The organism is Streptomyces sp. ICC4 (assembly GCF_003287915.1).
GTDB lineage: Bacteria > Actinomycetota > Actinomycetes > Streptomycetales > Streptomycetaceae > Streptomyces > Streptomyces tritrimontium.
Genome location: NZ_CP030286.1, coordinates 594,390 through 608,223, shown reverse-complemented (window position 1 = coordinate 608,223; position 13,834 = coordinate 594,390). Strand labels below are relative to the sequence as shown.

Sequence of the window (13,834 nt, the reverse complement as noted above, 5' to 3'; positions counted from 1 at the left end):
CCGGGCGGCTTCGAGGCGTACGGGCGGCTTCGAGCTGTACGCGGCGGGGTCTACCGCCCGGCCGCTCCCTCCCGCCCCGCCGTGGACACCGGCTGCGGCCGGGGCCCGGGGGCGCCGGGCAGCGCGTACGCCTGCCGGGAGGCGCACGTCCAGATCACCGGATGGACCACGCCCCCGGCGTCCTGGGCGGCGCCGCCGACCCGGTCGTCGTCCGAGGCCGCGTACGCGGTGCTGTAGTTCTGGACGCCGCCGATCCCGGGCAGGACGCGCATCGGGCCGCTGCCCGTCCAGTACTCCGCCATGGACGCGGGCAGGTCCGGGTAGCCGGGGTAGGGGTAGGAGAAGTCGGCCACGCCGACCGTGACCCCGCCGGCCGGGCTGATGTCCTCGAAGCTGCTGCCCACGGAGCCGGAGGCCGGCGGCGCGTCGACGGGAGCGCCGCCGGGGGTGCTCCACACGACCCCGTGCTCCTGGCCGCCGCCGTCGGGCCGGTGGCGGCCGACGGTCCGGCCGGACTCGTCCATCGCCAAGGCCGTGTAGCCGTCCGTCGGGACGCCGCCGGTCGCGAGCAGCGAGGGGGCGGCGGCCGGGTCGGCGGGCCAGTGGGCGCCCCGGCCGTAGTTGAACGGGCCGGAGGGGACGTAGGCGTTCCCGGTGATCTGCCCGGCGTTGTTCACGGCGGACATGAGGGTGACGGTGGATCCGGCGGGCGCGGGCAGCTCGCGGCGGACCCGGCCGCCGGCCGACCACCGCACGCCGACGGTCTGCCCGCGGGCCTCGTCCCGGAACCTGCCGACGATCACGCCCCGGTTGTTGACGCCGACGGCCGAGTCCCCGCCCGGCAGCAGCGTGACGGCGGCCGCGCCCGCCTGGTAGCTGAAGGCCCGTGCGCCCGCGTCCGTGAAGACCACCTCGCCGACCATGAGGCCGTGCCGGTTGACGCCCAGCACCCGGCCCGCGCCGTTCGAGCCGGGCGGCAGCGGTACGGCGAAAACCTCCGTCCCGACCCAGTAGGCCGGGGCGGCCCCGCTCCTGCCGACGGCCAGCCGCGAGGACCCGGGCGCGATGGCGGTGACCTCGGTCCGGCGCACCCACGGGCTCGGATGCGGATCGTCCGCGCGGGGCAGCTTCCCCAGTACCTGGACGGACGGCTTGCAGCGTGCGGCGACCGCCTCCTGAGCGGCCCCCGTCTGAGCGGCCCCCGTCTGAGCGGCCACCGCCTGAGCGGCTCCCGCCGGAGTGGCGAGTACGGGAGCGGCCAGGGTGAGCGCGGCGAGGAAACTCCCCGCCGCCGTGAGGCCGTTGCGCATCGTTCTCGTTCCCATGGATCCCCCCGGATCGACAGCGTGCGAGATGCGAGAGCTGACTGGTCGGGGGACATCCTTGCCGTAATGGACAGCGGCGGACAGATCGGATCCGGACATCGGGCGGGCGCCGCTGACCCCGGGGGGCCGGCGTCAGCCGGAGGGCGCTTCCGGCGGAGCGGCCGACCGGCGCAGGGCGAACCACAGCTCCATCCGGGTGTCCGGGTCGTCGAGGTCGGTGCCCAGCAGGCCGGCGGCGCGGGCGACGCGCTGGCGGACGGTGTTGCGGTGGACGCCGAGCGCGGCCGCCGCGCGGTCCCAGCTGCCGTGGTGGGCCAGCCAGGCGCGCAGGGTGTCGCGCAGGACGGGGGAGAGGGGCCCGAGCAGGGCTTCGGCGTGGGCGCGCGCCTCGGCCTCGCCGACCAGGCCCGCGAAGCCGGGGTCCGTGTGCCGGGCCATCGGGGTGCGGGCCGCCTCGGCGCGCTCCAGGGCCCGGCCGGCCTGCGCGTCGGCGCCGGGCAGGGCGTCGGGCGCCGCCGCCGCGCTCACCCCCAGCCGCCAGCCGGGCTGCGGGGCCGGATCCCGGTCGGTGAGCAGGCGTACGCCGTCCTCGCGCGGGTCCAGCAGTACGGTGCCCAGCGCCGCCGCCAGGGCCTGCGGATCCCCGGAGCCCCGGGCGTGGACGGCGTACCAGGGCCCGGGGCCGACCGCTTCGCCCGGAGCCGCGCCGAGCAGCAGCCGGGTCAGCGCGGCGGCCTGCGCCCCGGCCGGGCGGCGGGTGAGCAGGGTCAGCAGCACGGCCGCCACCGAGGCGACGGTGTGGTCCCCGGGGGCCCGCGAAGGCGTGGCCAGGGCGAGGGCCCGGCCGTCGCCCAGGGCATGGGCGGCGAGGTGGAGCTCGCCGTGCGCGGCGGTGGCGGTGGCCGCGGAGCCGGGCGCCACGCGGCGGGCGAGCGCGGCGAGCGCGGCCAGCACCTCGGGGCCGGGCAGGGGCCCGGCGTGGACACCGGGGTCGGCGGGCGCGGGGCCGGGGAGCGCGGAGGGTCCGGAGGGTCCGGAGGGTCCGGAAGGCGCGGCGGGCGCGGCGGGCGCGGGGCCGGGATCCGGCGCGGCGGCCCCCGGGGGCCGCGCCGGGTCGGTGGGGAGCAGTCCGGCCCAGCCGCCCAGGGCGGCGGCCAGTCGGCGCAGGACCGCCGGGACCGGGTCCGGGCGGGCGGCGGCCGCGGCCAGCGACTGCTGGGCCTCGGTGACCCGGCGGAGCTCGGCGGTGCGGGCCCGCGCCATCAGCCGCCAGACGCTCCGGCCGACCGCCGTGAACGGGGTCCCGGGCGGCACCTCGACCAGGGGCAGCCCGTGGCGGGCACAGGCCTCGACGAGGGACCGCGGCACGGTCTCGTGCACCGGGGTCACGCCGAAGCCGAGGGCCGCGGTCCCGGCCCGGACCAGCCGGGAGACGTACTCCCCGGCGTCCGTGCCCCCGCCCTCCCGGTCCGCCCCCGCGAGCCCCGCGCCGGCCGTCAGCAGCAGCTCGCCACCCAGCAGGTACGGCGACGGGTCCGCCATCTCCGAGGCGTGCACGCCGTGCACCTCGCCCTCGGCCGGCCCGGCCAGGTGCCGCAGCCCCAGCTCGTGGTCGGCCAGCAGCCTGCCGAGCGCCACCGGCGGGGTGGGAGGGGCTTCCATGGATACTCCGTACACATCAGGGGAGCCAGATGGATGAAACGTACACTTCGCGCCTCCCGGGTGTCGGCTTACGCTCGAAGCACCGCACCCGCAGGAACCCGCAGTACCTCCAGAAGGGCACCCCCTCATGAGCACGCAGCCGCGCGGCCCCGTCGACTCCTCCCGCATCCCGCGCTACGCGGGCCCCGCGACCTTCGCCCGGCTGCCCCGCCTGGACGAGGTCGGCGGCAAGGCGGACGTGGCCGTCGTCGGCGTGCCCTTCGACTCGGGCGTCTCCTACCGCCCCGGCGCCCGCTTCGGCGGCAACGCCATCCGCGAGGCCTCGCGCCTGCTGCGCCCGTACAACCCCGCGCAGGACGCCTCCCCCTTCGCGCTGGCGCAGGTGGCGGACGCCGGTGACATCGCGGCGAACCCCTTCAACATCAACGAGGCCGTCGACACGATCGAGGCCGCGGCCGACGAGCTGATCGGCAACGGCTCCCGCCTGATGACCCTCGGCGGCGACCACACCATCGCGCTCCCGCTGCTGCGCTCCGTCGCCAAGAAGCACGGTCCGGTGGCCCTGCTCCACTTCGACGCGCACCTGGACACCTGGGACACCTACTTCGGCGCCGAGTACACGCACGGCACGCCGTTCCGCCGCGCCGTCGAGGAGGGCATCCTCGACACGGAGGCGCTGTCCCACGTCGGCACCCGCGGCCCGCTGTACGGCAAGCAGGACCTGGACGACGACGCCAAGATGGGCTTCGGCATCGTCACCTCGGCCGACGTCTACCGGCGCGGCGCCGACGAGGTCGCGGACCAGCTGCGCCAGCGCATCGGCGACCGCCCGCTGTACATCTCGATCGACATCGACGTGCTGGACCCGGCGCACGCGCCCGGTACGGGCACGCCGGAGGCCGGCGGCATGACCTCGCGCGAGCTGCTGGAGATCATCCGAGGCCTCTCCTCCTGCAACCTGGTTTCGGCGGACGTCGTCGAGGTGGCCCCGGCGTACGATCACGCGGAGATCACCTCGGTCGCGGCCTCGCACACCGCGTACGAGCTGACCACGATCATGAGCCGTCAGATCGCTGCGGCACGCGGCGCCAATTAGGCACAGCGCGCAGGCGAAGGCGAACCCGAAGGGCAAGTAAGAGAAGTGACGCACGACCACGACCTGGTACTCCGTCCCACCGAAGCCCAGAAGGCGGCCGCGCTCGCGCCGCCGCCGGGCCGGACGGGCGGGGACCTGGTCGTGGAGACGCTGCGTTCGCTCGGCGCGACCACCGTCTTCGGCCTGCCGGGGCAGCACGCGCTGGGCCTCTTCGACGCGGTCGGCCGCTCGGACCTGCGCCTGGTCGGGCTGCGCACGGAGAACAACGCGGGCTTCGCCGCCGACGCCTACGGCCGGATGACCGGAGAGGCGCCCCCCCTCCTGCTGTCCACCGGCCCGGGCGCGCTGATGGCGCTGCCCGCCCTCGCCGAGGCGGCGGCGGCATCCGCCCCGGTCCTGGCGATCTCCTCCCAGGTCCCGACCCCGGGGCTGGGCGGCGGGCGGCGCGGGCACCTGCACGAGCTGCGGGACCAGGCGGCGTCCTTCCGGGACGTCGTCAAGTCCGTGCACACCGCCCGGACCCCGTCCCAGATCCCGTCGGTGATCGCCGAGGCGTGGGAGTCGGCGCTGACGGCTCCGCACGGGCCGGTGTGGGTGGAGATCCCGGAGGACGTCCTGCGGGCGGAAACGGTGATCCCGCAGGTCACGGGCATGGACGCGACCCCGCACGAACTGGCCCCGCGCCCGGAGCTCACGGCGCTGGCCGCGCACTGGCTGGAGAACGCCGAGCGCCCGGTGATCATCGCGGGCGGCGGGGTGATCCGCGCGGACGCGGCGGGCAAGCTCAAGCAACTGGCGGAACGCCTGAACGCGCCGGTCGTCACCACCTTCGGCGGCAAGGGCGCGTTCCCCTGGACCCACCCGCTCTCGCTCCAGTCCTGGCTGGAGGACCGCCACATGACGGACTTCCTGGAGGACGCGGACGTCCTGCTGGTGGTCGGCTCGGGGCTGGGGGAACTCTCCTCGAACTACCACACGTTCTTCCCGGAGGGCCGGGTCGTCCAGATCGAGGCGGACCTCGGCAAGCTGGAGTCCAACCACGCGGCCCTGGGCATCCACGCGGACGCCCGCCTGGCCCTGCAGGCGCTCCTGGAGACGGTCGCCGAGCGCGCGGACGCGGGTGCTCCGGAGCGGGTCCGCGCGCTCGTGTCCGCCATCGCGGCCCGCCTGGCCACCCAGGACGTGGGGCTGGAGCAGCGGCTCCTGACCTCGATCCGCGCGGCCCTGCCCCCGCGCTCCCCGTCCTTCTGGGACATGACGATCCTGTCGTACTGGGCCTGGTCGGCCTTCGACGCCAAGCACCCCAACACCATGCACTCGGCGCAGGGCGCGGGCGGCCTCGGCTACGCCTTCCCGGCGGCCCTCGGCGCGTGCGTGGCGGAGCCCGGCACCCCGGTCCTCGCGGTCTCCGGCGACGGCGGCGCGATGTACTCGATCGCCGACCTGGCCACGGCCCGCCAGCACGACCTGGACGTCACCTGGCTGATCGTGGACGACGGCGGCTACGGCATCCTGCGCGAGTACGGCTGCGAGACGGGCACGTCCCTGACCCGCCCCGACTTCGTCGCCCTGGCGGCGGCCTTCGACGTCCCGGCGCAGACGACCACCCCGGAGTCCCTCCGCGAGGACCTGAAGAAGTCCCTGGCCACCCCGGGCCCCTCCCTCCTGGTCCTCCCGACCACCCTCAAGATGTTCGCCCCGACGCATCTCTGAGGGCGGTGCGTCAGGCGGCTTCGTGCGCGTGCGCGGTGAAGACGACCTGTGAGGTTTCCCCGACGAGCTTGAGGTTCAGCTCAGACTCCATAGCCCGCGCCAGCCGTGCCAGCAGCGGCACGGTCGGCACGGTGCCGCCGAGCTCCAGCTTGGACACCTGCGGCTGCGTCATCCCGGCCCGCCGCGCCAGCTCGGTCTGTGAGATCCCGAGCTCGGTCCGCCGGTCGTAGACGGCCTGCCCGAGATCCCAAGCCAGCCGGATCTCCTCACGGTGCTTGGTCACCTCCGGACTCTCAGAGAAGCCCTGGGCGACCTTCTTGTCCCGGGCAATCTTCCAATGTGCGTGGCTCACCATCAGGGGCTCCTTCCTACGGTTCACGGCTGAACACGTCGTGGGCGGGTTCGTGCTGCGCTTCACAGATCGCCTTCGCCAGCTTGGCGCGCGCAACTTCGGCGTCTTCGCGCTGCCGCGTTTTGCGGAAGACGGTCAGCAGAACCGCCCGGCGCCCTGGGGCCAGCCAATACGAGATTCTGACAGCGTCCCGACTCGGGCCGATGTCGAATCGCAATTCCCGGACGCCGTTACCCAGGTAGCGGGAGTGAGGTTCGCCGAGCGTGGTCGCATCAGTGGAGAGACGGACGGCTGCGTGCTCGGCTGCCCTGTAGTCCGCGTCGGAGAGGTTCATCAGCCAAAGCCGGACCTCCGGTTCGAGCTCGATGTCGAATGGGTCATCCATACATCGGAACGTATAGATGCTTCAGTGTATGACGGACAGGAACGGGAAGGAATCCCTCGTGTGAGTGAGGACCGCATGAAAAGTGACGGCGCCCCAAGTCAGCCCAAGTGCCAGCGCATCGCTGCCGCGCTGAAGGCCGCCATCGAGGCCGGCGAGTACGGTCCCGGCGACCGGCTGCCCGGCGAGAACGACCTCATGGCCACCTATGGCGTCGCCCGGATGACCGCGCGGCAGGCGCTGGGCGTGCTCCAGTCCGAGGGGCTGACCGAAGCCCGCAAGGGGGCCGGAGTCTTCGTCCGGGAGTTCCGGCGGATCCGGCGGCGCGGGATTCAGCGGCTGGCCGAAGACGTCTGGGGTGAGGGTCGGTCCATCTGGGCCGCCGACACCGAGGATCGGGAACCCGTCGTCGAGCCGCTCTCCGTCACGGAGGAGGCTGCGCCCGAGGCCATCGCCGCACTGCTCGGCCTGAGCGACGGGACGGCCGTCGTCCGCCGCCGCAGGTTCCTGCTCGACGGGAAGCCCGTCATGTTCGCGACCTCGTACCTCGACGCCGCCCTCGTCGCGGGGACGCCCATCACCGAGCCCGACACCGGCCCCGGCGGGATCTACGCCCGGCTCGCCGAGCTCGGGCAGAAGCCGGCCCGGTTCCGCGAGGAGGTTCGCTCGCGGATGCCCACCACCGAGGAGGCCGCGAGCCTCGGGCTGGCCGCCGGGACGCCCGTCGTCCTGGTCGCCCGTACCGCCTTCGCCGCCGGCGGACGGGTCGTCGAGGTCAACGAGATGGTCCTCGACGCCTCCGCGTACGTCCTGGAGTACGAGTTCGACTCTCCCTAGTGCTGTGACCGGAAAGGTCCACCGGGTCGCGGCGCCCGGCACGGCACCTCGCCGCGTTGTCGGACCACACCGGTACGTCCAGTACGAGGCGTGGCCCTCCGCCTTGCGAGGCACCGCACCGGACACCGCGACCCGGCAAACCTTTCCGGCCACAGCACTAGAGCCGTCCACCCCGAATGGTCCTAGCCACCTCGCCCACCCTCGCGTAAACCCGTTCGATTGTTGCGGCGGGATGAAATCCGCCGGTCGGAGCGTTGGGGCTTCCGGTAGGGCAGGACGAACGGGGAGGCAGCACGTGGCTACGGCGGCGGCGGGAACGGCGGCTGGGGACAAACAGGGGTGGGGGCGGCGGCTCGCCGCCTACACCTGGCGCTACAAGCTCAACGTGCTGCTCGCGCTCGGGTCCTCGCTCGGCGGCATGGCCGTCATGGCGCTCGTCCCGCTCGTCACCAAGGTGATCCTCGACGACGTCATCGGCGACAAGACCAAGCCCATGGGGCCCTGGGCCGGGATGCTCATAGGCGCCGCCGTGATCGTCTACGTGCTGACCTACATACGCCGGTACTACGGCGGGCGCCTCGCCCTCGACGTGCAGCACGACCTGCGCACCGACATGTACGACACCATCGCCCGGCTGGACGGCCGCAGGCAGGACGAGCTGTCCACCGGACAGGTCGTCGGGCGGGCCACCAGTGACCTCCAGCTGATCCAAGGGCTGCTCTTCATGCTGCCCATGACCATCGGGAACTTCCTGCTCTTCGGGATATCCCTCGGGATCATGCTGTGGCTGTCGCCGCTGCTGACCGTCGTCGCGCTGCTCATGGCCCCCGCCCTGTGGTTCATCGCCAAGCGCAGCCGCAAGAAGCTCTTCCCCGCCACCTGGTACGCCCAGAGCCAGGCCGCCGCCGTCGCCACCGTCGTCGACGGGGCCGTCACCGGCGTCCGCGTGGTCAAGGGCTTCGGCCAGGAGCAGCAGGAGACCGGCAAGCTCCGCGACGCCGGCCGCCGGCTCTTCGCCGGGCGGATGCGCAACATCCGGCTGAACTCGCGCTACACCCCCGCCCTGCAGGCCGTACCCGCCCTCGGGCAGGTCGCCATGCTGGCCCTCGGCGGGTGGATGGCCACCAAGGGGCAGGTCACCCTCGGTACCTTCGTCGCCTTCTCGACCTACCTCGCCCAGCTCGTCGGACCCGTCCGCATGCTCGCCATGGTGCTCACCGTCGGCCAGCAGGCCCGCGCCGGCGCCGAGCGGGTGTTCGAGCTCATCGACACCGAGCCCGCCATCCGGGAGGGGAGCGAGGAGCTTCCCGCCGATGCGCCCGCCACCGTCGAGTTCGAGGACGTGCGGTTCGGGTACGACCCCGAGCGGCCGGTCCTCGACGGGTTCTCCCTGCGCATCCGGGAGGGGGAGACCGTCGCCCTCGTCGGCTCCTCCGGCAGCGGCAAGTCCACCGTCTCCCTCCTCCTGCCCCGCTTCTACGACGCCGACCGCGGCACCGTCCGCGTCGGCGGCCGGGACGTGCGCGAGCTGACCTACGACTCGCTGCGCGACGTGATCGGGCTGGTGCCCGAGGACTCCTTCCTCTTCTCCGACACCATCCGCGCCAACATCGCCTACGGGCACCCGGGCGCGACGGACGAACAGGTCGAGGCCGCCGTCCGCGCCGCCCAGGCCGAAGGCTTCATCCGGGCCCTCCCCGCCGGGTACGACACCAAGGTCGGCGAGCAGGGCCTGACCCTCTCCGGCGGACAGCGCCAGCGCATCGCGCTCGCCCGCGCCATCCTCACCGACCCGCGCCTGCTGCTCCTGGACGACGCGACCTCCGCCGTCGACGCCCGCGTCGAGCACGAGATCCACGAGGCGCTGCGGTCCGTCATGGCCGGCCGCACCACCCTGCTCATCGCCCACCGCCGCTCCACGCTCGGGCTCGCCGACCGGATCGCCGTACTGGACCACGGGCGGCTCGCCGACATCGGTACGCACGAGGAACTGGAGCGCCGCTGCGCCCTGTACCGACGGCTGCTGACCGACCCGGACGCCCTCGGCGCCGGCTCGCCGCGCACCCCCGACGCGGCCGCGATGGGCGAGTTCGAGCGCGAGCTCGACCGGAACATCGAGCGGGACATCGAACTCGAAGCCGAGATCGACTCCGAGCCCGTCAACGCCAAGCGCCGGGTGGCCGGCGGGATCACCCCCGAGCTCTGGCAGCGCCAGGAGGAGGCGGACGAGCGGACCACCGCCCCCGCCGGCATGCCCGCCACCCCCGAACTGCTCGCCCAGGTGGCCGCGCTGCCGCCCGCCGACGACACCCCGCAGGTGGACGAGGCCCGGGCCGAGTCCGCCGAGGACAGCTACAACCTGCGCCGCCTGCTCCGCGGCTTCTGGGCCCCGCTCGCGATATCCCTGGGCCTGGTCGCCCTGGATGCCGGCTCCGGGCTGCTCCTGCCCATCCTGATCCGCAACGGCATCGACGAGGGCGTCGAACAGGCCGCCCTCGGCGCCGTCTGGCTGGCCTCGGCCCTCGCGCTGGGCGTCGTACTCGCTCAGTGGGCCGCGCAGTTCGCCGAGACCCGGATGACCGGCCGCACCGGCGAGCGCGTGCTCTACGCGCTGCGCGTCAAGATCTTCGCCCAGCTCCAGCGCCTCGGCCTCGACTTCTACGAGCGCGAGCTCACCGGCAAGATCATGACCCGGATGACCACCGACGTGGACGCCCTGTCCAGTTTCCTGCAGACCGGGCTCGTCACCGCCGTCGTCTCCGTCCTCACCTTCTTCGGCATCCTGATCGCCCTGCTCGTCCTGGACGTCGAGCTGGCGCTGATCGTCTTCGCCACCCTGCCCGTCCTGATCCTCGGCACGATCGTCTTCCGCCGCAGGTCGGTCGCCGCGTACGAGCTCGCCCGCGACCGGGTCGGCCTGGTCAACGCCGACCTCCAGGAGTCGGTGGCCGGGCTGCGCATCGTCCAGGCCTTCCGCCGCCAGCGTGCCGGCGCCGCCCGCTTCGCCGAGCGCAGCGACTCCTACCGCGAGGCCCGGGTCCGCGGCCAGTGGCTGATATCCGTCTACTTCCCCTTCGTCCAGCTGCTGTCCTCCGGGGCCGCGGCCGCCGTGCTGATCGTCGGCGCGGGCCGGGTGGGGGCCGGCACGCTCACCACGGGCGCGCTGGTCGCGTACCTGCTCTACATCGACCTGTTCTTCGCCCCCGTGCAGCAGCTCTCCCAGGTCTTCGACGGCTACCAGCAGGCCACCGTCTCCCTCGGCCGGATCCAGGGCCTGCTGCGCGAACCGACGAGCACGCCCCGCGCCGCCGCCCCCCGCGAGGTGCCGCGGCTGCGCGGCGAGATCGCCTTCGAGGGGGTCCACTTCGGCTACGGCACCGCCGAGGAGCGCGGCGAGAAGGAGCAGGCGCTGGCCGGAATCAGCCTGCGCATCCCCGCCGGGCAGACGGTCGCCTTCGTCGGCGAGACCGGGGCCGGCAAGTCCACGCTGGTCAAGATGGTGGCCCGGTTCTACGATCCGACGTCCGGCCGGGTCACCGCCGACGGGGTGGACCTGCGCGAGCTGGACCTGACGGGCTACCGGCACCGGCTGGGGGTCGTCCCCCAGGAGCCGTACCTCTTCCCGGGCACGGTCCGCGACGCCATCGCCTACGGGCGGCCCGAGGCGGGCGACGCCGAGGTGGAGGCCGCCGCGCACGCGGTCGGCGCCCACGACATGATCGCCACCCTGGACGGCGGCTACCTGCACGCCGTCACCGAACGCGGCCGCAACCTCTCCGCGGGTCAGCGCCAGCTGATCGCGCTGGCCCGCGCCGAGCTCGTCGACCCCGACGTGCTGCTGCTCGACGAGGCCACCGCCGCCCTCGACCTGGCGACCGAGGCCCTGGTCAACCAGGCCACCGAGCGGCTCGCGGGCAAGCGGACCACCCTGGTCGTGGCGCACCGCCTGACGACCGCCGCGCGCGCCGACCGGGTCGTGGTCATGGACCGCGGCCGGGTGGCCGAGGACGGCACCCACGCCGAACTGCTGGCCCGCGGCGGCCGCTACGCGGAGCTGTGGCGCACCTTCGTCGGAGAGGACGAGCCGGCCGCCGCGGCCTGAACCCTTCCGGTCGCGGCGCCAGGGGTCAGAGCTCGCCGAAGAGCAGGTTTCCCGGGGCGTCCTCCTCGGTGCCGGTGTAGTACTCGCGCACCGCGCCGAGGAGTTCGTCCACGGTCAGCGTGCCGTCCCCGTCCGCGTCGATCCGCCGGAAGAGCGCCTCGGCGTCCGCGTGGCTCAGCCGCGTGTCGAAGGCCTCCTGCGCCTTGTGGAACTCCTCCGGGCTGATGCGCCCGTCGCCGTCGGTGTCGACGATCGTGAGGATCGCCTGCACCATCGGGCGGAACGAGCGGTCGTAGGCGGGCCCGCCCTGCGCGTACAGCCGGGTCATGCCCGCCTTGTACTCCTCGGGCGTGACCTTGCCGTCCCGGTCCAGGTCCAGCTCGGTGAACAGCTCCTGCCAGAAATCGACGAGCCCGCCCATCACCAGCGTCGCCTTGGGCGAGGTGGCCGGCTCCGCGAGGGCCGACAGCAGGCGGGAGCCGAGCCCGATGATGTCGTGCTCGTCGATGACCCGGTCCTCGTTGACGTCCATGTGGGCGAAGGCGCGGTCCAGCTTGCGGTCGAGCAGGTCGTTCGTCATTTCAGTTGCCTTTCGCGGCTACGGTGCGGGGTCCTGCGGTCACCTACCGTAGTGTCCCTGGTGATCGCGAACTCCCGTTGTCCCGCTAGGAAGTTGTGGATGCACTCTTACGAGGTATGGGTGGCCGGCGCCGAAGAGCCCGGCACCCGTTGGGTCTACTGGCCCCGGGTGGGTCAACTGCTGCGCGAGCCCTATGAGGTGCTCGGCCTCAAGGCCCGGCTGGAGCGCGGCGAGGACCTGCCGTACGACGACCGCCTGCTCGCCGGCCGCGTCGCCATGTCCACCCCCGAGCAGGGCCTGCGCGCCCTGGCCGCCGCCCGCGCCGCCCAGCCGGGATGGGCGCGGATCCCGCTCGCCGACCGGCTGGAGCTGCTGCACGCGGTCCACCGCGCCGTCATCGAGCGCCGTGAGGAGCTGACCGGCCTGCTGGTCGCCGAAGGCCACCCCGTACGGCTGGCAGCCTGGGAGCTGGCCTCGGTGGCCGCCTCGTTCCACCCGGACTCCGTCGCCGACTTCGCCGGGCGGCTGCGCGAGCCCGAGCGGACCGCGGCGGGCCGGCGGATCCGCATGGTGCGCAAGCCGGACGGGGTGGTGTGCCTGAGCCCGCCGCGCAACGCGCCGACCTCGAACTCCTTCTACGGGGCGATGGCGCTCGCGGCGGGCAACAGCCTGGTCGTCAACGCGCCGCCGACCGCCCCGCTGGGCGTCAGCTTCGTCTACCGGGAGATCGTGGCCCCGGCCCTGGAACGCCTCGGAGCGCCGCCCGGCACCCTGAGCGTGCTCTCCACGCACGCCCGCGCCGCGGTGCGCCAGTGGCTGGACAGCCCCGACTGCGACGACCTCGTCTTCTTCGGCGGCTCCGAGCAGGGCCTCAAGCTGGAGCGCGAGTGCGTGGCCGCGGGGAAGAAGCCCGTACTCGAACTGTCCGGGAACGACGGCGTGCTGGTGTGGCGCGACGCCGAGACCGACCTCGCCGCGCGGGCGCTGTGCGAGCGGTTCTACGGCTCCGGCCAGATCTGTATGACCCCCAAGTTCGCGATCGTCCACCCGGAGGCGGCGGACCGGCTGCTGAAGGAGCTGGTGGAGCGGGTGCGGGGGATCCGCCCGGGACCGCCGGAGGACCCGGAGACGGTGCTGAGCCCGGTGGTCAAGCGGGCGGAGTTCGCCGAGTTCCTCGACGAGGTGCTGGCGGCCGGCGGGGAGCTGCTGTGCGGCGGCGAGCTCGTGGACGTCGACGACGTGCCGGCCGCGGCCGGGCCGTTCATCCGCCCGGCGGTCGTCCGGGTGGACGGGCTGGCCGCCGCCGGCCGGCTGCGCGCCTTCCGCGAGGAGACCTTCTTCCCGCTGCTGTGCGTGGTCGTGCCCGGGGAGCCGGTCCGGCTGGAGGAGGCCTTCGCGTTCCTCAACGCCAACCGCTACGGGCTGCGCAACTCCCTGTGGACGCGGGACGAGCGGGTCGTCGAGCGGTTCTGCGAGGAGGTGGTCAACGGCGGCATGCTGAAGGTCAACGACTCGCACATCGGCTGCCTGCCGGTGCTCCCGTACAACGGTGGCACGGGCGCGACGGGCGGGGTCTTCGGCGAGGCCAACCAGCCCGCCGTGCGCACCACCCACCTCCAGTCGATCGCCGTCGCCACCCTGGTCAGCCCCCGGGAGTCCGTCTTCGACCACGCGGCGGGGGCGTTCGACCGCGCGGCGGGCGCGGAGTGAGCCCGGTGGGCCGCGGTCCCCGCCCACCGGTCTGAAGTCCTTGTCCCCTGCAACCTTTCGCGGCGGTCGGGCGTC

The 13,834-nt window shown here is 73.8% G+C and carries 10 protein-coding genes; 5 read left to right on the top strand and 5 right to left on the bottom strand.

Features of this window, described 5'->3' with window-relative positions; all coding sequences use genetic code 11:
* Positions 1-50: 50 nt before the first annotated feature.
* Together DRB89_RS02870 and DRB89_RS02865 are read right to left on the bottom strand one after the other, a co-directional pair.
* Complete coding sequence (locus DRB89_RS02870; protein WP_162688453.1) at positions 51-1,325, bottom strand: hypothetical protein; 1,275 nt, start codon at positions 1,323-1,325, stop codon at positions 51-53.
* A gap of 132 nt (positions 1,326-1,457) precedes the next feature.
* A complete protein-coding gene (locus tag DRB89_RS02865; protein WP_112463196.1) occupies positions 1,458-2,987 on the bottom strand; it encodes a PucR family transcriptional regulator in 1,530 nt (509 codons plus the stop codon).
* 127 nt (positions 2,988-3,114) lie between these two features.
* Here DRB89_RS02865 and speB point away from each other — a divergent pair, with 127 nt between their 5' ends.
* Positions 3,115-4,083, top strand: coding sequence for an agmatinase (gene speB, locus DRB89_RS02860; RefSeq protein ID WP_112447159.1), 969 nt, complete (start codon positions 3,115-3,117; stop codon positions 4,081-4,083).
* Between the two features lie 45 nt (positions 4,084-4,128).
* The gene (locus tag DRB89_RS02855; protein WP_112447157.1) at positions 4,129-5,796 is read left to right on the top strand and encodes a thiamine pyrophosphate-binding protein; all 1,668 of its coding nucleotides are present in this window, start codon (positions 4,129-4,131) and stop codon (positions 5,794-5,796) included.
* A gap of 10 nt (positions 5,797-5,806) precedes the next feature.
* Here DRB89_RS02855 and DRB89_RS02850 read toward each other — a convergent pair whose 3' ends face one another.
* Both DRB89_RS02850 and DRB89_RS02845 read right to left on the bottom strand, forming a co-directional pair.
* Positions 5,807-6,151: a helix-turn-helix transcriptional regulator gene (locus DRB89_RS02850; protein ID WP_112447155.1), complete on the bottom strand. Its 345-nt coding sequence runs from the start codon at positions 6,149-6,151 to the stop codon at positions 5,807-5,809.
* A gap of 13 nt (positions 6,152-6,164) precedes the next feature.
* Positions 6,165-6,533 (bottom strand): type II toxin-antitoxin system RelE/ParE family toxin, encoded by a 369-nt coding sequence (locus tag DRB89_RS02845; RefSeq protein ID WP_112447153.1) that lies wholly within the window; start codon positions 6,531-6,533, stop codon positions 6,165-6,167.
* A 75-nt stretch (positions 6,534-6,608) separates the two neighbouring features.
* On the opposite strand from DRB89_RS02845, the gene DRB89_RS02840 reads away from it, so the two are divergent.
* Both DRB89_RS02840 and DRB89_RS02835 read left to right on the top strand, forming a co-directional pair.
* Positions 6,609-7,367, top strand: coding sequence for a GntR family transcriptional regulator (locus DRB89_RS02840; protein WP_112453222.1), 759 nt, complete (start codon positions 6,609-6,611; stop codon positions 7,365-7,367).
* A 295-nt stretch (positions 7,368-7,662) separates the two neighbouring features.
* Positions 7,663-11,469, top strand: a complete 3,807-nt coding sequence (locus tag DRB89_RS02835; RefSeq protein ID WP_112447151.1) for an ABC transporter ATP-binding protein — start codon at positions 7,663-7,665, stop codon at positions 11,467-11,469.
* Between the two features lie 25 nt (positions 11,470-11,494).
* On the opposite strand, the gene DRB89_RS02830 is transcribed toward DRB89_RS02835, so the two are convergent.
* Positions 11,495-12,049: an EF-hand domain-containing protein gene (locus DRB89_RS02830; protein ID WP_112447149.1), complete on the bottom strand. Its 555-nt coding sequence runs from the start codon at positions 12,047-12,049 to the stop codon at positions 11,495-11,497.
* 99 nt (positions 12,050-12,148) lie between these two features.
* Here DRB89_RS02830 and DRB89_RS02825 point away from each other — a divergent pair, with 99 nt between their 5' ends.
* The gene (locus tag DRB89_RS02825) at positions 12,149-13,759 is read left to right on the top strand and encodes an aldehyde dehydrogenase family protein (RefSeq protein WP_112447147.1); all 1,611 of its coding nucleotides are present in this window, start codon (positions 12,149-12,151) and stop codon (positions 13,757-13,759) included.
* Positions 13,760-13,834 lie beyond the last annotated feature (75 nt).

Coding starts and splice junctions, on each gene's coding strand:
- DRB89_RS02870 (WP_162688453.1), bottom strand. CDS start 1,325: ATGGGAACGAGAACGATGCGCAACGGCCTCACGGCGGCGGGGAGTTTC.
- DRB89_RS02865 (WP_112463196.1), bottom strand. CDS start 2,987: ATGGAAGCCCCTCCCACCCCGCCGGTGGCGCTCGGCAGGCTGCTGGCC.
- speB (WP_112447159.1), top strand. CDS start 3,115: ATGAGCACGCAGCCGCGCGGCCCCGTCGACTCCTCCCGCATCCCGCGC.
- DRB89_RS02850 (WP_112447155.1), bottom strand. CDS start 6,151: ATGGTGAGCCACGCACATTGGAAGATTGCCCGGGACAAGAAGGTCGCC.
- DRB89_RS02845 (WP_112447153.1), bottom strand. CDS start 6,533: ATGGATGACCCATTCGACATCGAGCTCGAACCGGAGGTCCGGCTTTGG.
- DRB89_RS02840 (WP_112453222.1), top strand. CDS start 6,609: ATGAAAAGTGACGGCGCCCCAAGTCAGCCCAAGTGCCAGCGCATCGCT.
- DRB89_RS02830 (WP_112447149.1), bottom strand. CDS start 12,049: ATGACGAACGACCTGCTCGACCGCAAGCTGGACCGCGCCTTCGCCCAC.
- DRB89_RS02825 (WP_112447147.1), top strand. CDS start 12,149: ATGCACTCTTACGAGGTATGGGTGGCCGGCGCCGAAGAGCCCGGCACC.